21 protein-coding genes are annotated in these 21353 nt (G+C 58.8%); 10 read left to right on the plus strand and 11 right to left on the minus strand.

Annotated elements, in window-relative coordinates; translation table 11 throughout:
• Positions 1-187: 187 nt before the first annotated feature.
• Positions 188-838 carry a ribosome biogenesis GTP-binding protein YihA/YsxC gene (gene yihA / locus EQV90_RS11815; protein WP_003437678.1) on the plus strand — a complete coding sequence of 217 codons (651 nt, stop codon included), beginning with the start codon at positions 188-190 and terminating at the stop codon, positions 836-838.
• A gap of 251 nt (positions 839-1089) precedes the next feature.
• Here yihA and polA read toward each other — a convergent pair whose 3' ends face one another.
• Entirely contained in the window at positions 1090-3855 is a 2766-nt protein-coding gene (gene polA / locus EQV90_RS11820) for a DNA polymerase I (RefSeq protein WP_127196659.1), read from the minus strand.
• 74 nt (positions 3856-3929) lie between these two features.
• On the opposite strand from polA, the gene EQV90_RS11825 reads away from it, so the two are divergent.
• Both EQV90_RS11825 and EQV90_RS11830 read left to right on the plus strand, forming a co-directional pair.
• Positions 3930-4220 carry a DUF2782 domain-containing protein gene (locus tag EQV90_RS11825; protein ID WP_003437683.1) on the plus strand — a complete coding sequence of 97 codons (291 nt, stop codon included), beginning with the start codon at positions 3930-3932 and terminating at the stop codon, positions 4218-4220.
• 58 nt (positions 4221-4278) lie between these two features.
• Positions 4279-5229 carry a homoserine kinase gene (locus tag EQV90_RS11830; RefSeq protein ID WP_003437685.1) on the plus strand — a complete coding sequence of 317 codons (951 nt, stop codon included), beginning with the start codon at positions 4279-4281 and terminating at the stop codon, positions 5227-5229.
• Positions 5230-5313: 84 nt separating this feature from the next.
• On the opposite strand, the gene EQV90_RS11835 is transcribed toward EQV90_RS11830, so the two are convergent.
• Positions 5314-6234: a zinc ABC transporter substrate-binding protein gene (locus EQV90_RS11835; protein WP_160626503.1), complete on the minus strand. Its 921-nt coding sequence runs from the start codon at positions 6232-6234 to the stop codon at positions 5314-5316.
• A gap of 66 nt (positions 6235-6300) precedes the next feature.
• On the opposite strand from EQV90_RS11835, the gene EQV90_RS11840 reads away from it, so the two are divergent.
• From EQV90_RS11840 to EQV90_RS11855, 4 genes are read left to right on the plus strand one after another with little or no spacing between them, the layout of a single operon-like run.
• Positions 6301-6783 carry a Fur family transcriptional regulator gene (locus tag EQV90_RS11840; protein WP_029612723.1) on the plus strand — a complete coding sequence of 161 codons (483 nt, stop codon included), beginning with the start codon at positions 6301-6303 and terminating at the stop codon, positions 6781-6783.
• Positions 6783-7571 carry a zinc ABC transporter ATP-binding protein ZnuC gene (gene znuC / locus EQV90_RS11845; protein ID WP_003437692.1) on the plus strand — a complete coding sequence of 263 codons (789 nt, stop codon included), beginning with the start codon at positions 6783-6785 and terminating at the stop codon, positions 7569-7571. The genes EQV90_RS11840 and znuC overlap by 1 nt, the downstream gene beginning before the upstream one ends.
• Positions 7564-8352: a zinc ABC transporter permease subunit ZnuB gene (gene znuB / locus EQV90_RS11850; protein WP_003437694.1), complete on the plus strand. Its 789-nt coding sequence runs from the start codon at positions 7564-7566 to the stop codon at positions 8350-8352. The genes znuC and znuB overlap by 8 nt, the downstream gene beginning before the upstream one ends.
• A 37-nt stretch (positions 8353-8389) precedes the next feature.
• Positions 8390-9106 carry a PA5502 family lipoprotein gene (locus EQV90_RS11855; RefSeq protein WP_003437696.1) on the plus strand — a complete coding sequence of 239 codons (717 nt, stop codon included), beginning with the start codon at positions 8390-8392 and terminating at the stop codon, positions 9104-9106.
• Positions 9107-9196: 90 nt separating this feature from the next.
• On the opposite strand, the gene katE is transcribed toward EQV90_RS11855, so the two are convergent.
• On the minus strand, positions 9197-11389 hold the full coding sequence (gene katE, locus EQV90_RS11860; RefSeq protein ID WP_256681561.1) for a catalase HPII: 2193 nt from the start codon (positions 11387-11389) through the stop codon (positions 9197-9199).
• Positions 11390-11579: 190 nt separating this feature from the next.
• Here katE and EQV90_RS11865 point away from each other — a divergent pair, with 190 nt between their 5' ends.
• The 3 genes from EQV90_RS11865 to EQV90_RS11875 all read left to right on the plus strand — a co-directional run bounded on the left by EQV90_RS11865 (position 11580) and on the right by EQV90_RS11875 (position 14114).
• Positions 11580-12587, plus strand: a complete 1008-nt coding sequence (locus EQV90_RS11865) for a methionine ABC transporter ATP-binding protein (RefSeq protein ID WP_003437703.1) — start codon at positions 11580-11582, stop codon at positions 12585-12587.
• Positions 12587-13261 (plus strand): methionine ABC transporter permease, encoded by a 675-nt coding sequence (locus EQV90_RS11870; RefSeq protein ID WP_003437705.1) that lies wholly within the window; start codon positions 12587-12589, stop codon positions 13259-13261. Before EQV90_RS11865 ends, EQV90_RS11870 begins: the two co-directional genes overlap by 1 nt.
• 82 nt (positions 13262-13343) lie before the next feature.
• Positions 13344-14114, plus strand: a complete 771-nt coding sequence (locus EQV90_RS11875) for a MetQ/NlpA family ABC transporter substrate-binding protein (RefSeq protein WP_010656765.1) — start codon at positions 13344-13346, stop codon at positions 14112-14114.
• Between the two features lie 56 nt (positions 14115-14170).
• Here the strand turns inward: EQV90_RS11875 and EQV90_RS11880 are convergent, their stop codons facing one another.
• The 8 genes from EQV90_RS11880 to ctaD form a co-directional block, all read right to left on the minus strand.
• The gene (locus tag EQV90_RS11880) at positions 14171-14806 is read right to left on the minus strand and encodes an SCO family protein (RefSeq protein ID WP_003437708.1); all 636 of its coding nucleotides are present in this window, start codon (positions 14804-14806) and stop codon (positions 14171-14173) included.
• A complete protein-coding gene (cyoE, locus tag EQV90_RS11885; RefSeq protein ID WP_240878132.1) occupies positions 14803-15702 on the minus strand; it encodes a heme o synthase in 900 nt (299 codons plus the stop codon). The genes EQV90_RS11880 and cyoE overlap by 4 nt, the downstream gene beginning before the upstream one ends.
• On the minus strand, positions 15690-16769 hold the full coding sequence (locus tag EQV90_RS11890; protein ID WP_003437713.1) for a COX15/CtaA family protein: 1080 nt from the start codon (positions 16767-16769) through the stop codon (positions 15690-15692). Before EQV90_RS11890 ends, cyoE begins: the two co-directional genes overlap by 13 nt.
• 10 nt (positions 16770-16779) lie before the next feature.
• Positions 16780-17373 carry a hypothetical protein gene (locus EQV90_RS11895; RefSeq protein ID WP_003437715.1) on the minus strand — a complete coding sequence of 198 codons (594 nt, stop codon included), beginning with the start codon at positions 17371-17373 and terminating at the stop codon, positions 16780-16782.
• Positions 17348-18085, minus strand: a complete 738-nt coding sequence (locus tag EQV90_RS11900; protein WP_003437716.1) for an SURF1 family protein — start codon at positions 18083-18085, stop codon at positions 17348-17350. Before EQV90_RS11900 ends, EQV90_RS11895 begins: the two co-directional genes overlap by 26 nt.
• Before the next feature lie 10 nt (positions 18086-18095).
• A complete protein-coding gene (locus tag EQV90_RS11905; protein WP_003437717.1) occupies positions 18096-18983 on the minus strand; it encodes a cytochrome c oxidase subunit 3 in 888 nt (295 codons plus the stop codon).
• A gap of 12 nt (positions 18984-18995) precedes the next feature.
• Positions 18996-19568: a cytochrome c oxidase assembly protein gene (locus EQV90_RS11910; protein ID WP_240878133.1), complete on the minus strand. Its 573-nt coding sequence runs from the start codon at positions 19566-19568 to the stop codon at positions 18996-18998.
• 117 nt (positions 19569-19685) lie between these two features.
• Positions 19686-21275, minus strand: a complete 1590-nt coding sequence (gene ctaD / locus EQV90_RS11915; RefSeq protein WP_003437719.1) for a cytochrome c oxidase subunit I — start codon at positions 21273-21275, stop codon at positions 19686-19688.
• Between the last annotated feature and the right edge of the window lie 78 nt (positions 21276-21353).

Below are 21353 nucleotides of genomic sequence, written 5' to 3' on the forward strand. Positions count from 1 at the left end.
ACGACCTTTTCAGGGTTGGGAGCTTGCTGCGTTCTAATGCGCAACCTAGGTTTATCGCTCCCGTGTTCTTCATCCTACGCTGGGACAAAGCGCACACAAAATCTGCGGCATTATATACTGGCGCCACTGAAACGGAAACGACACGCTCGCCGCGTCCATTCCTGACGCCGCTCACATCGGAAATCCCATGCAACTCAAGAACCCCATTCTCGGTCTGTGCCAACAGGCTACCTTCATGCTCAGCGCCGCCAAAGTTGATCAATGCCCCGACGACGAAGGCTTTGAAGTCGCGTTTGCCGGGCGCTCCAACGCCGGCAAGTCCAGCGCACTCAACACTTTGACCCATGCCAGCCTGGCGCGCACCTCGAAAACTCCGGGGCGCACCCAGCTGCTGAACTTCTTCCAGCTGGACGAAGAACGTCGCCTGGTCGACCTGCCGGGTTATGGTTATGCCAAGGTGCCAATCCCGCTGAAGCTGCATTGGCAGCGTCACCTGGAAGCCTATTTCGGCAGCCGTGAAAGCCTCAAAGGCGTGATTTTGATGATGGATATCCGTCATCCAATGACCGATTTCGACCTGTTGATGCTCGACTGGACCGTTTCGAGCGGCATGCCGATGCACATTTTGCTGACCAAAGCCGACAAACTGACGTACGGCGCAGCAAAAAATACCCTGCTCAAAATCCAGGCTGATATTCGCAAGCAGTGGGGCGATGCAGTGACCATCCAGTTGTTCTCCACCCCGAAACGCATGGGCCTGGAAGAGGCGTACACCGTGCTGGCACGCTGGATGGAATTGCCGAACAAAGGCGAAGAAGTGGTCGAGGCCAGCGAGTAAGAAATCCCAGGCAAAAAAAACCCCGGACTTCGTATTGGGGGAAGAAGTTCGGGGTTCAAGTACTGGAACGCTAGGGCGCGCTCCAGATATCTGCCAACACTTAACACAACATCAGGAGCTTTGAAGGGCTTCACCACCCATTCAGTAAATCTGAGTGGCGAAGGGCTGGTTAGTTCCAGAGGGCTAATAACCATTTGCAATAAACCCGGTTTTTCCCTGACTGACAGGCCCGCAATTTCACCTGCAGCCCCTTAGTGCGCCTCATCCCAATTGTTGCCCACACCCACTTCAACCAGCAGCGGCACATCGAGCTTCGCGGCTTCGCTCATGTGGATACGCACTTCATCGCGCACCTGATCCACCAGGTCTTCACGCACTTCAAGCACCAATTCATCGTGTACTTGCAGAATGACCCGGGCATCCAGGCCTGAAGCCGTCAGCCAGTTATCCACAGCCACCATGGCTTTCTTGATGATGTCCGCCGCAGTGCCCTGCATCGGGGCGTTAATTGCAGTCCGCTCTGCGCCTTTGCGCAGCGCCGGGTTTTTTGCATTGATGTCCGGCAAGTACAGGCGACGACCAAAGATGGTCTCGACATAGCCTTGCTCGGCCGCCTGGGTGCGGGTGCGCTCCATGTAATCCAGAACACCCGGATAGCGGGCGAAATAGCGGTCGATGTAGGCCTGGGACTGTTTGCGGTCGACACCGATCTGCTTGGCCAGACCGAACGCGCTCATGCCATAGATCAGGCCGAAGTTGATTGCCTTGGCGCTACGGCGCTGATCGACAGTGACATCACCCAGCTCGACGCCGAATACTTCGGCGGCAGTGGCGCTGTGCACGTCCAGGTTATTGCGGAAGGCGTGCAACAATCCTTCATCCTTGGCCAGGTGGGCCATGATCCGCAGCTCGATTTGCGAGTAGTCCGCTGCCAGCAGTTTGTAGCCTTTAGGCGCCACAAACGCCTGACGAATCCGACGGCCTTCGGCAGTACGGATAGGAATGTTCTGCAAGTTTGGATCGCTGGAGGACAAACGTCCGGTCGCGGTAACAGCCTGGTGGTAGGACGTATGAATCCGGCCTGTACGAGGATTGATCTGCTCAGGCAGGCGATCGGTATAGGTGCTTTTCAGTTTGCTCATAGAGCGGTACTGCATCAGCACCTTGGGCAACGGGAAGTCCTGCTCGGCCAATTCAGCCAGCACCGCTTCAGCGGTCGAAGGCTGGCCCTTGGCGGTTTTGCTGATAATCGGCAAACCGAGCTTTTCGTACAGAATCACGCCTAATTGCTTGGGGGAGCTGAGGTTGAATTCTTCGCCGGCGATGGCGAACGCCTCACGTTCCAGCGCGACCAGTTTGTCACCCAGCTCAACGCTCTGAATACCCAGCAGGTTGGCGTCCACCAGCGCGCCCTGGCGCTCAATGCGCGCCAGTACAGGCACCAGCGGCATCTCAATGTCTGTCAGCACCTTGTTCAGGCTCGGGATCGCCAGCAGTTTTTCGTGCAGTGCCTGATGCAAACGCAGGGTCACGTCGGCATCTTCAGCGGCGTAAGGTCCGGCCTGCTCCAGCGAGATCTGGTCAAAGGTCAGTTGTTTCACGCCCTTGCCGGCAATGTCCTGGAAGCTGGTGGTGCTATGGCCCAGGTATTTCAGCGCCAGGCTGTCCATATCGTGACGCGTGGCAGTGGAGTCGAGCACATAGGATTCGAGCATGGTGTCAAAAGCGACGCCCTGCACCATGATCCCGCAGGCCTGATCACCACCGATGGCGCAGTTGGCCAGGATGTTCATGTCGAACTTGGCGTGCTGGCCCACTTTGGCTTTGGCCGGGTCTTCGAGCAGCGGTTTGAGGGCTCGTAATACCGAGTCGCGATCCAGTTGCTCCGGCACGCCCATATAGGAGTGGGTCAGCGGAATGTAGGCCGCTTCGCCCGGCTTGACTGCAAACGACAGCCCCACCAACTGCGCCTGCTGCGCATCCAGGCCGGTGGTTTCAGTATCGAAAGCAATCAACTTGGCGTCGTTAAGCTTTTTCAGCCATACGTCAAAGCGCGCCTGATCCAGGATAGTTTCGTACTGCTGCTCTTCAGCAGGCGGCGCAGGCTCTTCATGAACAATGACCTGGCCGGCGCGCTTGGCATCGCGCTCCACCTCGGCAATCCAGCTTTTGAATTCCAGCTCGGTGTACAACTCGATCAGCTTTTCGCAATCTGGCTGCTTGAGGTGCAGGTCTTCAAGACCGATATCCAATGGCACATCAATTTTGATCGTGGCGAGCCGGTACGACAAAAACGCCATTTCCCGGTGTTCTTCGAGCTTGGCCGGGAGGTTTTTGGCGCCCCGGATCGGCAAGGTCGGCACGATATCGAGCTTCTCGTAGAGGTCGACCAGACCGCCGCCCACACCCACCAGCAAGCCGGATGCGGTCTTCGGACCAATGCCCGGAACCCCGGGAATGTTATCGGACGAGTCGCCCATCAGGGCCAGGTAATCGATGATCTGCTCGGGCGAAACGCCAAACTTCTCTTTCACACCCTCGATGTCCATCACGCTGCCGGTCATGGTATTGACCAGGGTGATGTGGCCATCGACCAGTTGCGCCATGTCCTTGTCGCCCGTCGAGATCACTACCGGGCGGTCTGCCGCCGCGCTGCTGCGGGCCAGCGTGCCGATGACATCGTCGGCCTCGACACCTTCGACGCACAGCAAAGGGAAACCCAGCGCGATAACGCTGGCGTGCAGGGGCTCGATCTGGACCCGCATGTCATCGGGCATGCTTGGGCGATTAGCCTTGTATTCGGCGAACATTTCATCGCGAAATGTTCCGCCCTTGGCATCGAAAACCACCGCAAACGGACTGTCCGGGTACTGTTTGCGCAGGCTTTTAAGCATGTTCAGCACGCCCTTCACGGCACCTGTCGGCAGCCCCTTGGACGTAGTCAGCGGCGGCAGCGCATGGAAGGCGCGGTACAGATATGAAGAACCGTCCACCAGGACGAGGGGAGCTTGGCTCATGAGCAGGATCAACCTTTTCGGCGAGTCCGGCGCTAGAATGTCCGGACCAATGACGACAAAGGGACAAGGTTATCATGCGCACACTAAATCGCCTGTTGCTGACCGGCTTGTTTGCATTCACTCCGCTGCTAACCTTCGCAGCCGATGAAGCAGTCACAGCTGACCCAGACGTAACCATTCGCACGGAAGGCGATAAAACGATCCAGGAATACCGTCAAAACGGTTTTCTCTATGCCATCAAGGTCACCCCAAAAGGAGCACCGCCGTACTTTTTAGTGCGCGCTGATGGTACTGATGCCAATTTCATCCGTTCCGACCAGCCGGATATGCTGATTCCATCGTGGAAAATCTTCGAATGGAAATAGCGTCTTAACTTTAATCGGCGCCGACTCAACGCGGCGCCCGTACTGGCAGTTTTAAACCATGTCTGTATTCACGCCCCTGACTCGCACCGAGTTGGAAACTTTTCTTGCGCCTTACGGGCTTGGCCGCCTGCTCGATTTCCAGGGGATTGCCGCTGGCAGCGAAAACACCAATTACTTCATCAGTCTGGAGCAGGGCGAATATGTCCTGACCCTGGTTGAGCGTGGCCCGATCAAAGAGATGCCGTTCTTCATCGAACTGCTCGATGTGCTGCACAGCGCAGAACTGCCGGTGCCTTTCGCCCTGCGTACCGTCGACGGCCAGGCCCTGCGTGAACTCAAGGGCAAACCGGCGCTGCTGCAACCGCGCCTGGCGGGCAAACATATTCGTGAAGCCAATGCCCAGCATTGCGCCCAGGTCGGCGAGCTGCTTGGTCACTTGCATGTGGCCACCCGCGACAAGGTGCTGGAGCGCAAGACTGACCGCGGGCTGGACTGGATGCTGGCAGAAGGGCCTGCACTAATGGCCGATCTGTCACCTGAGGCGGCACAATTGCTGCAAAACGCGTTGATTGAAATCAGCGCGCATAAAGAGCAGATCCTCGCGTTGCCCCGGGCCAACCTGCATGGCGACCTGTTCCGCGATAACGCCATGTTTGAAGGCACGCATCTGACCGGCCTGATCGACTTTTACAACGCGTGCTCAGGCCCGATGCTGTATGACGTTGCGATCGCCCTGAATGACTGGTGCGCTGACGAAGACGGCAAGATTGACGCCCCGCGCGCCCGCGCCTTACTCGGTGCCTATGCCGCACTGCGCCCGTTTACTGCAAGCGAAGCCCAATTGTGGCCGACGATGCTGCGGGTCGCATGCGTGCGCTTTTGGCTGTCGCGCCTGATCGCGGCCCATACCTTTGCCGGGCAAGACGTGCTGATTCACGATCCGGGCGAATTCGAACGCCGTCTGGCCGTGCACCAGACAGTGACAGTTCATCTGCCTTTTGCCCTGTAAGGCCGGAGCGAGCCTGCTGGCGAGCTGTGTGTAATTGAAATGCTCGCGAGCAGGCGCGCTCCTGCAGGCTCTATTGGTGCGGGGTTACAAGCTTTCCAGGCAGCCCGCCAGGTCATTGCCCAGCTTCTCCAGCAGTTGCTCATAGCCCTGCGCCGTCGCCGGGGTATAGCCGCCCAGGGCATCCAGCTCAGCCAACTTGACCGGCAAGCCGGCGGTCAGGGTGTCTGCCAGACGCGGACGCAAAGGCGGGTCACTGAATACGCAGGTCTTGCCCGCTTCCTGCAGACGCTTACGCATGGCGGCGACGTGCTGGGCCCCTGGCTGTACTTCTGCAGCCACGCTGAAAACACCCGCATGCTTTAGGCCGTAAGCGCTTTCGAAATAGTCGTAGCCCTCATGGAATACAAAGAACGGCTTGTCGGAAATCCCCGCCAGACGTGTTTTCAGGCGCGCATCCAGGGCGTCCAGACGCTGATTGAAAGCCGCCAGATTCGCTTGATACCGGGCAGCGTTGGCCGGGTCTTTCTGACTCAGGTCAGCCGCCATTTTGGCCGCGATCACACGGGCGTTGGCCGGGGCCAGCCACAGGTGCGCATCCAGCGTTCCAGGACGGTGATCGTGGTCGTGTTCGGCCGCATCTTCGGCATGGGAGTGGCTATCTTCGGAGAAATGACGAAGCTTAAGCTCAGGCAGCGTGTAGACCGCCACCGATGGCAAAGTGCGGGTTTTGATCACCCGCGGCATGAAACCTTCCATGTCCGGGCCAATCCAGTACAAAAGATCAGCCGACTGCACGCGCCGTACGTCGGAAGGACGCAGGGCATAGTTATGCGGCGAAGCATTGGGCGGCAAAAGCACCTCGGGATGGCCCACGCCGTCCTGCACAGCAGCCGCAATCAGCTGCAAGGGTTTGATGCTGGTCAACACGCTGACCTCGGCCCGGGCCGGGCCAATTACGGCCAAACTGGCGGTTAGAGCAAGAAAAATAGAAAAAAGACGGGGCACGATGAGCACTCATGGTGGTTGAAACAGGTAACATAATAACGTCTCTCTCAAAAATCGTCGCCGCCCATGCCTATTACACCGCTTGCCAGTCGTCCCCATGACCACTCCCATTGTGTCCACAGCGCCCTTAGCGAAGCGGATGTGCTGTGCGCGCAAAAGGGTTTGCGCCTGACTGCACTGCGCCGCCGGGTGCTGGAACTGGTGTGGCAAAGTCACAAGCCGCTGGGCGCCTACGACATTCTGGCAGTACTCAGCGAGCAGGACGGCCGCCGGGCAGCGCCACCGACCGTCTATCGGGCGCTGGATTTTCTGCTGGAGAACGGCCTGGTGCATCGCATCGCCTCACTGAACGCCTTTATTGGTTGCAGCCACCCCGAGCACGCGCATCAGGGTCAGTTTTTGATCTGCCGCAACTGCCATGCCGCCATCGAACTCGAGCAAAAAACCATCAGCGACGCAATCATCAACAGTGCGCTGGATGTCGGCTTTACTGTCGAAGGCCAGACCGTCGAAGTGGTCGGTTTGTGTTCGGGTTGCCGGGAGGCCTGATGAGCGCTGCACTGATACGTTTGGACCGGGTCACCGTGACCTTCGCCGGGCAAGACGTGCTCGACAATATCGAGCTGAGTGTCGAGCCGGGCCAGATCGTCACCCTCATCGGCCCCAACGGCGCCGGCAAAACCACACTGGTCAAAGCCGTGCTCGGCCTGCTCAAGCCCACCAGTGGCAGCGTCTGGCGCAAACCCAGGTTGCGGGTCGGCTACATGCCGCAAAAACTGCACGTCGATCCGACATTGCCGCTCTCGGTTTTACGCTTTTTGCGTCTGGTGCCGGGTGTGGACAGGGCGCAAGCCCTTGCCGCGCTGAAAGAAGTCGGCGCCGAAAAGGTCATCGACAGCCCCGTGCAAAGTGTGTCCGGTGGCGAAATGCAGCGCGTACTGCTGGCCCGCGCCCTGCTGCGCAAACCGGAGTTGCTGGTGCTTGACGAGCCGGTACAGGGCGTCGATGTCGCTGGCCAGGCCGAGCTGTACAGCCTGATTACCCGCCTGCGCGACCGCCATGGCTGTGGCGTGCTGATGGTGTCCCACGATTTGCATCTGGTCATGAGCACCACCGACCAGGTGGTCTGCCTCAATCGCCATGTCTGCTGTTCGGGCCACCCGGAACAAGTCAGCAATGACCCGGCTTTCGTCGAACTGTTCGGCAAAAACGCACAGAGCCTGGCGATTTATCATCACCATCATGACCACGCCCATGACTTGCATGGTTCGGTGGTCAGCGAAGACGCCACAACGGCACCCGCCCACGTTCATGGAGAAGGCTGCAAGCATGGCTGATTTTCTGTTTTACGCCCTGCTGGCAGGTCTGGCCCTGGCGATCGTCGCCGGCCCCCTGGGCTCATTTGTGGTGTGGCGACGAATGGCCTATTTCGGCGACACGCTATCCCATGCGGCTTTGCTGGGGGTGGCGATGGGGTTCCTGCTGGATGTCAGCCCTACCATTGCCGTGACTGTCGGCTGTCTGCTGCTGGCAGTCCTGTTGGTCACCTTGCAACAGCGCCAGCCGTTGGCATCTGACACATTGCTCGGAATACTTGCACCCAGCACCTTGTCCCTCGGGCTGGTCGTACTAAGCTTCATGCATGAAGTACGAATCGACCTGATGGCTTATCTGTTTGGTGATCTGCTGGCCATCAGCCCCAACGATTTGATGTGGATCATGGGCGGTAGCGCTGTGGTTCTGGCATTGCTGGTGGCGCTGTGGCGGCCGCTGCTGGCGATCACCGTGCATGAAGAGCTGGCCACTGTTGAAGGCTTGCCGGTAGCGGCGTTGCGCATGACGCTGATGCTGTTGATCGCAATTGTTATTGCCGTAGCAATGAAGATTGTCGGCGTGTTATTGATCACGTCCTTGCTGATCATCCCGGCAGCAGCTGCCCAGCGCCACGCCCGCTCTCCGGAGCAGATGGCCCTGGGTGCCAGTTTGCTGGGAATGCTGGCGGTGTGTGGTGGCCTGGCACTTTCATGGTTCAAAGACACGCCGGCGGGACCATCAATTGTGGTGTGTGCCGCGGCACTGTTTCTGCTGAGTTTTGTTCTGCCCCGTCGAGGGGTGTAGACTTGCTCGTTTTTTGCGCACTTAGAGAGCCGCAGGAATGAAGCTGTTCAACTCCCGTTACTTGCTCCTGGCCGCATTTTCCTTGCTGCTGGGCGCCTGCCAAAGCACACCCTCCGGCGACACACCTGTCCCGGATGCGCGCGCTACGGCCATCGCACAGCTGGAGCAAAACCTGGCCAGCAGCGAACTCGCGACCGCTGAAGATCAACTGGCTACCTTGCAGAAGCAAACGCCGGATGATCCACAATTGGTGCAATACCAGCGTCAACTGGCAGAAGCCTACTTGCAACGCAGTCAGATCGTGCTGCAAAAAGGTGATGTCAACGCTGCTGCCACGGCACTGAGCCGCGCCCGCGCCTTGATGCCCACGGCTCCAGCGCTGACCGGCGGTGTCAACAGTGCCATTGCCCATGCGCGCAAGGCCGAACTGGATAAAGCCGAAGCCGCACTCAAGGCTGCCGAGGCCAGGCCACCGGCCAGGGTTATCGACCCTGCCGCTGAGAGCACCACAGTTACGCTTAACATCGAGGATATTGCGAAACTTCGCCATCAACTGAATTTGATCGCGCAAGATATCGTCAATTACCAGTGTGCTGTCAGTCTGCAGGTTCCGCGCACAGCGGACTTCCCATGGCTGTCCACGCTGATCAGCAAGCGGGTGAAAAAACTCGATCCGGCGTTCGATCTGAAAGTTGAACGTCAGATCATTCGCCATGTACCTGCGCAAATAGTGCTGATCCCAAGTAAACCCTAGGTCCAGGCAAACCTGCAGCAAGCAGCTGGTTCGCAACAGGGTCATCTCTGACCCCATCGCGAACCAGCCAACTGCTGCAGAGCCCTTCGTTTACGCCGGAACGGCTTTGGCCTTCGGCTCCCGGGCCCACACACGGTGCTGCCCGATCGCGGCAAAGAACGCCTTCAGATCCTTGCCATCCTTGATTGCCAGCAACCCCTCATCGGCCTGCAAATGCAGAACGTCCAGCAGCTGCCTGGCTTCGCCATGCAAGGCAATCGCCTTCAGGTGCTTATAGGCTTCGAGCAGGTAGTGCAACGCCACGCCATCGGTGCTCAAGGTTTTGATCGAAGCCGCGCCACCCGGCACGTACACCGCATCAAAGGCAACCGACGGCATGCCTTCCATGGATGCATCAACCGGCAGCAATTTGCCGTCTGCGGTTTTCACCGGCGCAGACGTAGGACCCAACAATTTGGCATGGGCGCCTTCACTCGCCAGCGCCTTTTTCAGAGCATCAATCGCTGCGCCATCAACCCCGTTGGCGGCAAGAATTGCCACTTTACGGGTTTTGATATTGCCCGGTAGCAGATTGGCCTGACTCAAGGCCGGGGAGCGGCTGACGCTGGTTTTGCGCTCCGCTTGCGTACCCGCCTTCGGTGCAGGCAAGCCCAGGTTCTCAGCCACCCGCCTGGCCAGCTCAAGGTCGATATTGGCCAGGATTTCATTCACCTGGCGCTCCCGGATGGGCACACGCTCGACCTTGCCCAATTCAAAACTGTAGGCCGCAATAATGTGTTCTTGCTCATGCTTGCTCATGCTGCGGAAAAACAGCCGGGCCTGGGAGAAGTGATCGCTGAACGACTCGCTGCGCTGACGGATCTTGTTGGCGTCGATGCGCTCGGGATAAGACTCAAACCCCCCGTCATGGGCTGCAGGCGGGGTTTCTTTCGGCCAGCCAGCGTCGATGGAGTTCGGTTCATAGGACGCCCGGCCTTTGTTGATGGTGCTACGGTGCTGCGCGTCACGCTGATTATTGTGAAACGGCGCGACGGGGCGATTGATCGGAATCTCGTGAAAGTTCGGCCCGCCCAGACGGCTGATTTGCGTATCGGTGTAGGAAAACAGCCGGCCCTGCAGCAACGGGTCATTGGAAAAGTCGATACCCGGCACGATATGGCCCGGGCAAAAAGCCACTTGCTCGGTTTCCGCAAAAAAGTTGTCGGGGTTACGGTTGAGCACCATCTTGCCCAAAGGCGTAATCGGCACCAGTTCTTCGGGGATCAGCTTGGTCGGATCAAGAATATCGAAGTCGAATTTATGCTCGTCTTCCTCCGAAATGATCTGCACGCCGAATTCCCACTCAGGGTAATCGCCGGTTTCAATCGACTCCCATAGATCACGGCGGTGGTAATCGGTGTCTTTACCTGCCAGTTTTTGCGCTTCGTCCCACACCAGCGAGCAAGTACCCACACTCGGACGCCAGTGGAATTTGACGAAGCTGGATTTGCCTTCAGCGTTGATCAGACGGAACGTATGTACGCCGAACCCCTGCATGCTGCGCAGGCTTTTAGGAATGGCACGGTCAGACATCGCCCAAATAACCATGTGCGCAGATTCCGGCACCAGTGAGACGAAGTCCCAGAACGTGTCATGAGCTGAACCGCCCGTAGGCATTTCGTTATGGGGCTCAGGTTTTACCGCGTGTACGAAATCCGGAAACTTGATCGCGTCCTGAATAAAAAACACCGGCATATTGTTGCCGACCAGATCGAAGTTGCCTTCATCGGTGAAAAATTTCACGGCAAAACCGCGCACATCACGCACGGTATCCCCGGAGCCGCGCGGGCCCTGGACGGTGGAGAAACGCACAAAAACCGGAGTTTTCTTACCCGGGTCCTGCAGGAAACCCGCCTTGGTCAGTGCGCTGTGGGATTTATAAGTCTGGAAGTAGCCGTGGGCGCCGGTACCTCGAGCATGAACAATGCGCTCTGGAATTCGCTCATGGTCAAAATGGGTGATCTTCTCGCGCATAATGAAGTCTTCGAGCAGCGAGGGGCCTCTGGCGCCGGCTTTCAGGGTGTTTTGATTGTCTGCAACCTTCACCCCCTGATTGGTCCGCAGAGCCTGATCGGTTGCGTCATCACGAAAAGTTTCGAGGCTATCGAGTTTGACGTTGGTGTTGCCACGATCCAAGGTGTCGGTGCCGGCCATCTGGCTCTTGTTGGAAGACGGTTTTTTGCTACTCATCAGACTAAACTCCTTGTTGGCGAAAGCCCTGTTGGCCGGGCTTCCTGGACTAATCTCCCGAGGCGGGTCCTAGTACTGACTTTTAGCGTTTACCGTCGTTCCTTAATTCAGACCATCAGTCGTCTTATTGCCAAATCAAAGGTCCCAGCGCAAATAAATGCTAAGAACCTCTATACGGACAGGCTAAAATGCGCGCCCGGCTAACCGCTGATCTTCTATTTTCGCGCCCCACAAGGTTCGCTACGTGATTGAGTTCCATAACGTTCATAAAACCTACCGGGTTTCCGGTAAGGACATTCCCGCGTTGCACTCCACCAGTCTGCGTGTTGAGAGCGGCCAGGTTTTCGGCCTGATTGGCCACTCCGGCGCGGGCAAAAGTACCCTGCTGCGCCTGATCAACCGCCTCGAAACCCCGAGTGGCGGGCAGATCATCGTCGACAACGAAGACGTGACGGCGATGGATGCCAACGGCCTGCGACGGTTTCGCCAGCAAGTCGGCATGATCTTCCAGCACTTCAACCTGCTGGCCTCCAAGACTGTGGCCGATAACGTGGCCATGCCCCTGACGCTGGCCGGTGAATTGTCCCGCAAGGACATCGATCTGCGGGTTGCCGAGTTGCTCGCGCGGGTAGGTCTGTCCGACCACGCCAAGAAATATCCGGCGCAACTGTCAGGCGGCCAAAAACAACGCGTCGGCATTGCCCGTGCATTGGCCACCAAACCCAAAGTGCTGCTGTGTGACGAAGCCACCAGTGCCCTGGACCCGCAAACCACGGCCTCGGTCTTGCAGTTGCTGGCTGAGATCAACCGCGAACTGAAGCTGACCATCGTCCTGATCACCCACGAGATGGATGTGATCCGTCGCGTGTGCGACCACGTAGCGGTGATGGATGCAGGCGTAATCGTCGAGCAAGGCCCGGTCGCCCAAGTGTTCCTGCACCCCAAGCACCCGACCACCAAGCGTTTTGTCCAGGAAGACGAGCAGATCGACGAAAGCGAGCAGCGCGACGACTTCGCCCATGTTCCTGGCCGTATCGTGCGCCTGACCTTCCAGGGCGAATCCACCTATGCACCTTTGCTGGGCACTGTCGCCCGTGAAACGGGGGTGGACTACAGCATCCTGGCCGGTCGTATCGATCGCATCAAAGACACCCCCTACGGGCAACTGACCCTCGCCATTACCGGTGGCGACATGGAAGCGGCTTTCGCCCGCTTCACTGCGGCTGACGTTCATATGGAGGTGCTGCGCTGATGGAATCCCTGTTGAGTTTCTTTTCCAACATTGACTGGTTCGAAATCTGGCTGGCAACCGGCGACACCATGATGATGCTCGGCGGCTCGCTGCTGTTCACCATCCTGCTTGGCCTGCCGCTGGGCGTACTGCTGTTTTTGTGCAGCCCGCGCCAACTGTTCGAGCAAAAGGCGGTATACGCCATATTGTCACTGGCGGTGAACATTCTGCGTTCGCTGCCATTCATCATTTTGTTGATTGTGATGATCCCGCTCACCGTTCTGATTACCGGAACCTCCCTGGGCGTAGCGGGCGCGATCCCGCCTCTGGTGGTCGGCGCTACGCCGTTCTTCGCCCGTCTGGTCGAGACCGCGCTGCGTGAAGTGGATCGCGGCATCATCGAAGCTACTCAGGCCATGGGCGCCAGCACGCGTCAGATCATTACCAGCGCCTTGTTGCCTGAAGCGCGCCCCGGCATCTTTGCAGCGATTACCGTGACCGCCATTACGCTGGTGTCCTACACCGCCATGGCAGGTGTGGTCGGCGCCGGCGGCCTGGGTGATTTGGCGATCCGTTTCGGCTATCAGCGCTTCCAGACCGACGTGATGATTGTCACGGTGGTGCTGTTGCTGATTCTGGTGCAAATTCTGCAAACCGTTGGTGATCGGCTAGTGGTGCACTTTTCGCGCAAGTAAGCGCGACCTCTCGTTAATAAACGTAACCGCCAGCCCAGGGCTGGCAGGCACCTGAAGTCGGGTGTTCACAAGGAGTTGCTGAATGAAGAAGTTATTTGCTGCCGTGGCCGCTGTAGCCGCATTTTCCGCCCATGCCGGCGATCTGTCGGTCGCAGCCACACCGGTACCCCACGCCGAGATTCTGGAGTTCGTGAAACCGGCACTGGCCAAAGAGGGCGTGAACCTCAAGGTCAAGGTTTTCACCGACTACATCCAGCCAAACGTGCAGGTGGCCGAAAAACGTCTGGATGCCAACTTCTTCCAGCACCAGCCGTACCTGGACGAGTTCAACAAGGCCAAGGGGACTAACCTGGTCAGCGTTGCAGCCGTACACCTGGAACCACTGGGTGCTTACTCCAGCAAGTACAAGAAGCTGGATGATCTGCCGAACGGGGCCACCGTGGTCATTCCGAACGACGCCACCAACGGCGGCCGTGCCCTGTTGTTGCTGGACAAGGCGGGCCTGATCAAGCTCAAGGACTCGAGCAACATCCTTTCGACGCCAAAAGACATCGAACAGAACGCCAAGAACCTGAAATTCCGCGAGCTGGAAGCAGCGACCATCCCCCGTGTTCTGACTCAAGTCGATCTGGCCTTGATCAACACCAACTACGCGCTGGAAGCCAAGCTGAACCCGGAAAAAGACGCCCTGGTCATTGAAGGCAGCGATTCGCCTTACGTGAACATTCTGGTCGCTCGCCCGGACGATAAAGACTCGGCAGATATGCAGAAGTTGGTTGCTGCCTTGCACAGCCCTGAAGTGAAAGCGTTCATCAACGAGAAGTACAAAGGCGCCATCATCCCGGCGTTCTGATCCTCTGATCTTTCTGTAGGAGCGAGCTCGCTCCTACAGATTGCCCCTCGCGTCCTTTATTTGCGCTCTACCAACCCCGGCAATTGGGCAACCATTTTGGCGGTGTTGAACGGTGCGCGAATGAAACCCCGCTGGGTGCCGTCCGGCCCGATCAGCGCCAGGTTGCCACTGTGGTCGACGGTGTAGTTGGGCTTGCTGGTATCCGCCGGGATGAACGGGATGCTCACGGCATTCGCCAGTGTTTGCAGATCTTCTATGGAAGCAGGGGTCAGCCCCACGAACTGCGGGTCGAAGTAACCCAGGTATTGCTTGAGCTGCTGCGGCGTATCGCGGTTCGGGTCGACACTGACCAGCACGATCTGCAGTTTGTCCTGTACGTCCTTGGGCAGTTCACTTTTGATCTGACGCAGCTGGGCGAGGGTGGTCGGGCAGATGTCCGGGCAGAAGGTGTAGCCGAAAAACAGCATGCTCCACTTGTCTTTCAGTTCATTCATGAGCACCGGCTGACCGTTCTGGTCGGTCATCTTCACATCCGGCAAATGACGGCTCTGCGGCAGCAGAATGATCCCGGCATCGATCAGGGACGTGTTGTCGCCCTGGCTTTTGCTCGACATCATTTTGTTAAACGTCAGGCCCATGACCAATGCCACCAGCGCGACGAGGATATAAACGGTTTTTTGAGTTCTAGTCATAGGTTCAACACTAAGTAATGATCGACAAGCAGCGCGATGAATAGCAGCAGCAAGTAGTAAATAGAGTACTTGAAGGTGTTGATCGCAGCGTGCGGCGCAGTGCCACGGTACAGCACCCAAGCCCAATGCAGAAAGCGTGCGCCCATCACTAGTGCACATACCAGATAGAGCAGGCCGCTCATGTGAATCACAAAGGGCAGCAAGCTGACCGCCAGCAGCACGAGGGTGTACAGCAGAATATGTACCTTGGTGTAGTGCTCGCCGTGGGTCACGGGCAACATGGGGATATCCGCTTTGGCGTACTCCGCCTTGCGGTGGATCGCCAGCGCCCAAAAGTGCGGTGGGGTCCAGGCAAAGATGATCAACACCAGCAGCAACGGCTCGGCGGTGACATGCCCCGTGACTGCCACCCAGCCCAGCAGCGGCGGCGCCGCACCGGCCAGCCCGCCGATCACGATATTTTGCGGCGTGGCCCGCTTCAGAAAGCCTGTGTAAATAAGCGCGTAGCCCAATAGAGAAGCCAGCGTTAGCCAGGCCGCCAGGGCATTGGTGTACACCAATAGCAGCACCAGCCCCGACAGCGACAGCAATAGCGCGAACGACAATCCCGCCAGCGGTGAAACCCGCCCTTCGGCCAGCGGTCGCTTATGGGTGCGGGCCATCATGGCATCAATACGCCGATCCACCACATGATTGACCGCCGCCGCGCCACCGGCGCACAGGCCAATCCCCAGGTTTCCGAACACCAGTACCGTCCACGGCACGCCCGCGCGGGTAGCCAGAAACATGCCCACCAGCGAAGTAACCAGCATCATCAGGACCACCCTCGGCTTGGTCAGCTCCAGATAGTCACGCCAGAGCCCCTGGCGCTGATGTTCGCCAGTCACGGTCGCCATGGCAATTCTCCTTTGAGGGTGACGAGACCAGGCGTATGGCGCCGGGGGCTGAAAATCCAGCGGGAGAAGCGCGGGGCCTTGACCCTGACCAATGCCGTGCGGGCGTGGTAATTGACCAGCACCAGCGTCAGCAACAACGCCGCGCCCCCCGCGTTGTGAGCCACCGCGACCACCAGTGGCAGACCAAACAGCACATTGCTCATTCCCAGGCTGATCTGCACTCCCAGCGCCAGCAGCAGCAAGCCCGCCAACCGGGTCATGCCGACTTTGCGCAGTTGCCAGGCCAGGCCCAATAACACCAGGGTCAGCAGCACAGCGCCGAGCCTGTGGGTAAGGTGAATGGCAGTGCGCGCCTCGCTGTCCAGTTGCCCGCCCAAATAGTTGGGGCCGATATGCTGGGTCAGATGAAAGCCATTGGCGAAGTCGGCCTGAGGCCACCATTCACCATGACAGGTCGGCAGATCGACGCAGGCCACGGCTGCGTAGTTGGAACTGACCCAGCCCCCCAGCGCGATTTGCATGATCGCCAGCACCAGCCCGGCCGTTGCCCAGCGCTGCAGGCGGCGGGGGATAGCCAGGGCGGGCAGCACCCCGGACAGACGCAAGGTCAGTAAAAACAACAAACTCAGGGTCGCAAACCCGCCGAGCAAATGCCCCGTCACCACCTGGGGCCACAACTTGAGCGTTACCGTCCACATGCCAAAGGCCGCTTGTGCGATCACCACCAACAAAATAAACAACGGCAGTTTTAACGGCTGATCCTGCAACCGACGCTGGCTCCAGGCCCGTGCCGCCAGCAGCAGAATCAACAGCCCGAGGGTGCCGGCAAAATAGCGGTGCACCATCTCGCTCCAGCCTTTGTCGGCCTGCACCGGGGCATCGGGAAAGTGCAGCTCGGCGTGGGCCAGTTGCGCCTCACTTTGCGGCACGCTGATAAAACCGTAGCAACCGGGCCAGTCCGGGCAGCCTAGGCCTGCATGGGTCAGGCGGGTGTAGGCGCCGAGCAATACCACCACCAGCGCCAGCAAGGTGGCCAACAATGCGAGACGAAATCCAGCTTTAGCCATGACCTGGCCCCTATCCGATGTTGGACAGCTTCAGCAGATGGCGGAGGTCGTTGAGCACGTCCTTACCGTTGACCTGCGGGTCGTAGCGCAGCACCAGATTGCCGTGGGGGTCGATTATCCACAGTTGCGCCGCGCCATTGCCTTCAGCGCCCTGTGTATAAGTCGGCAGGTCCAGTGTGTAGCGCTGTAATTGCGGATACTCGCGTTGCAATTTGGCGGCGTATTGCGCGTCCACCGGCTGCGCCACCGCCAAGCCGTGGCTCGCCCGCGACGCATCGCGGCCCAGTCCGACCTGAAGCTGGCGTGCCAGATACACCAACTGCTGGCAATCGGCAGCACAGCCTTGGGGGGCCGTTACCAGCAGTTGCCAGCGCTGCTCATCGGTCACGACGCCAAGGGCCGCGCGGTTCTGCCCGTTCCCCAGCAGTTCTCCGTGATAGCTGCGGCTTTCAGGCACCCAGAACTTGAGTTTGTACATGCCCGTGGCCAGCACCATGGGGCCTATGGTCAGCAGCAGAATAAGGATCAGCTGCAATCGCCCGCGGCGCCGGGTGGCAGGGGATGGGGCGCGAGCTGTATCAGGCGGATTGATGGCCGTTGCCATGACGTTTCTCCCGAGCGTTGTGCCAACCGAGGTACAGATAAAGACCGAACAGGGCCAGCGCCATGGCGAACCACTGCACGGCATAGGCGGTGTGTTTTTCCGGGCCCATGCCCGTGGAAATAAGTGGCCAGTCGGCCTGATACGCGGCCGGGCCGGGGGCGATACGGATTTCATCGGCAAAACCTTCGCGGCCCAGCTCGGCCCAAAGTTTGGCGGGTTCCACCGTCGTCACCAGCCGCGGCCAGGGCGCGTCAAGCGGGTCGGCGTGTAATTGAAAGGGGGCGCCTGGCGACTCATAAACCCAGGCCTGCACATCCAGGGTCTGTTGCGCAGTGCTGAATACCGGCGGTGTGTGACGGCTCGGCCACGGCAGCCAGCCACGATTGAGCAGCAGCCACTGGCCGCTGGCTTGATCCTGAAAGGGTTGCAGCAGTTCGACACCGACCTGGCCATCCCGCATACGGTTGTCCAGCAGCAGGCTGTGTTGCCCGTCTAAATGCCCCCGCAATTGCACACGGCGAAAGGCCGGTTGCTCCACATTGAGCAGTTGGCCTGCGGTCAGCGGCGCGGCGGCCTGACGTTCTGCGTAGCTATCGAGCAGCGCGCGTTTCTGCTCCCCGCGGCTCAGTTGCCAAAAACCCAGGAACACCAGCAGCGGCAGTAACGCCAGCACCACCAGTGTCGGCGCGATGCCGGGTCGAAAGCGCGTCATGGGCGCTGACTCACAACACGTATACGAACAGGAACAACCCGAGCCACACCACATCCACAAAGTGCCAGTACCAGGTCGCAGCCTGGAAACCAAACTGGTGCTCGGTATTGAAATGCCCGCGTATCACCCGGATCAGCATCACCAGCAAAATCAGGGCGCCGATGGTCACGTGGGCACCGTGGAAACCGGTGAGCATAAAGAACGTCGCGCCATACACCCCGGAGCCCAGAGTCAGGCCCAGCTCTTTGTACGCGTGGATGTACTCCTCGGCCTGAAACCCCAAAAATCCGACCCCGAGCAAAACCGTCAGGCCCAACCAGAACTTCAGCGCCCCGCGATGGCCCTTGTTCAAGGCATGGTGAGCGATGGTCAGGGTGATGCTGGAACTGACCAGCAACACCGTGTTGAGCAGCGGCAAGCCCCACGGGCTGATGGTGCCTTTAGGCGGTGGATATAGCGCAGGGTCGGGGGTGTGCAGCAACGGCCAGGCAAACTGAAAGTCAGGCCACAGCATGTGCGCCACCGCCTTGCTGCCCTCGCCACCCAACCACGGACCGGAAAAGTGCCGCACGTAAAACAGCGCACCAAAAAACGCGATAAAGAACATCACTTCAGAAAAAATAAACCAGGTCATGCCCCAGCGAAACGAACGATCCAGTTGCGCGCTGTATAGCCCGGCCCGGCTCTCCCTGATCACTGCGCCGAACCAGCCAAACAGCATGTACGCAACGATCAGGCCGCCAATAAAGAAAATCAGCGGGCCATGGGACTCGGGTCGCGCCGCCTTGAGGTCGTTGAACCAGGTGCCCAGGCCATACACCGTGACCAACAGCCCCACCGTGGCAATGATCGGCCACTTGCTTTGAGGCGGGACATAGTAGTGATCGTGAGTTGCCATGGAGCGTTCTCCTTATCGGGCAAGCCGGGTTTCGTCCTTGCCGGCGTTAGCGGCGACAGGCGGATGGCGAGCAGTGATATCGAACAGCGTGTAGGCCAGCGTCAGGTGTTTCACATCCTTGGGCATGTCGCGGTCGACGATAAAACGCATCGGCATCTCCAGGCTTTGGCCCGGTTGCAACACCTGTTGGGTAAAGCAAAAACACTCGGTTTTGTGGAAGTACTGGGCGGCTTCGGCCGGTGAAATACTCGGCACGGCTTGCGCCGTCATCGGGTGGTCAGTGGGGTTGGAGACTACAAACACCATCTCGTTAACCGCCCCGGGGTTGACCACCAACTGATCGCCCTTGGGATAGAACTCCCACACCATGTCGATGGCATTGGTCGACAAGAACTGCACGCGCACCTGCCGGGTCGGGTCGACCATTTGCTCACCTTCGTACTGTCCGGCGGTCTTGCCGTTGATGCCGAAGGCTTTGCACATCACGTCGTAAATCGGCACCAGGGCGAAACCAAAGGCGAACATCACCACCACCATCAACAACAGGCGCAGGACCAGGCGTTTGACCGCAGTTGAGTTAGCCATAAGCGGCTTCCTGAGGGGGCGAGCTTGCTCGCAATGACAGCAGCGAATTTATCAAGGCAAACCGGGCCGTCTGCATTGCGAGCCAGCTCGCTCCTGCAGGGACTCGGCATGCACCGGTCACTTGATTTCCGGCGGCGTGGTGAAGGTGTGATATGGCGCGGGCGAGGGCACGCTCCATTCCAGACCTTCGGCGCCGTCCCAGGGTTTGGCGGGGGCCTTGGGGCCACCACGAATGCATTTGATGACAATGAACAGGAATAGAAGCTGCGTAGTGCCGAACATGAACCCGCCAATCGAGGACACCATGTTGAAGTCGGCGAACTGCAGGTTGTAGTCCGGAACCCGGCGCGGCATGCCGGCCAGACCGACAAAGTGCATCGGGAAGAACGTCAGGTTCATGCCCACAAACGACAGCCAGAAATGCAACTTCCCGAGGGTTTCGTCGTACATGTGGCCAGTCCATTTCGGCAGCCAGTAATAGGTCGAAGCGAAGATCCCGAAAATCGCCCCCGGCACCAGTACGTAATGGAAATGTGCGACCACGAAATAGGTGTCGTGGTACTGGAAGTCTGCCGGCGCGATGGCCAGCATCAACCCGGAGAACCCGCCGATGGTGAACAGAATTACGAAGGCCACGGCGAACAGCATTGGCGTCTCGAAGGTCAGCGAGCCTTGCCACATGGTGCTGACCCAGTTGAAGACCTTGACCCCGGTCGGCACCGCAATCAGCAGCGTGGCATACATAAAGAACAGTTCACCGACCAGGGGAATCCCCACCACAAACATATGGTGGGCCCAGACGATGAATGACAGGAAGGCGATGCTGGCCGTGGCGTAGACCATTGAGGTGTAGCCGAATAACGGCTTGCGCGAGAAGGTCGGAATGATCGCGCTGATGGCACCGAAGGCCGGCAGGATCATGATGTAGACCTCGGGGTGGCCGAAGAACCAGAACACATGCTGGAACAACACCGGGTCACCGCCGCCCGCGGCACTGAAGAAGCTGGTGCCGAAGTGGATGTCCATCAACATCATGGTGACCACCCCTGCCAGCACGGGCATCACCGCTATCAGCAGGAAGGCCGTGATCAGCCAGGTCCAGACGAACAGCGGCATTTTCATCAGCGTCATGCCGGGAGCACGCAAATTGAGGATGGTGGCGATCACGTTGATCGCGCCCATGATCGAACTGATGCCCATTAAATGGATGGCAAAAATAAAATAAGTCACGCTTTCAGGGGCATAGGTCGTGGACAGTGGCGCGTAGAAGGTCCAGCCAAAATTAGGCCCGCCACCGGCCATGAACAGGGTCGAGATCAGCAGTGCGAAAGCGGCAGGCAACAGCCAGAAGCTGAAGTTGTTCATCCTCGGCAAGGCCATGTCGGGGGCGCCGATCATCAGCGGAATCATCCAGTTGGCCAGCCCGACAAACGCCGGCATCACTGCGCCAAATACCATGATCAGCCCGTGCATGGTGGTCATCTGGTTGAAAAAGGCCGGCGCCACAATCTGTAATCCCGGCTGGAACAGTTCGGCGCGAATCACCATGGCGAAGGATCCACCGAGCAAAAACATGCAGAAGCTGAACCACAGATACAAGGTGCCAATGTCTTTATGGTTGGTGGTCAACACCCAGCGCATAAGGCCTTTGGCCGGGCCGTGGGCGTGGTCTTGCGCAGGCCCGTGGTCATCAATAACCGCACTCATGTCCTGACTCCTGCAAACGGATGGACCAAAAAACCGGCGGCCCACGGCCCCCTGCCATTACCCACACACAGCCCCCGG

The sequence above is a fragment of the Pseudomonas sp. TMW22089 genome (assembly GCF_022496645.1).
GTDB lineage: Bacteria > Pseudomonadota > Gammaproteobacteria > Pseudomonadales > Pseudomonadaceae > Aquipseudomonas > Aquipseudomonas paraversuta.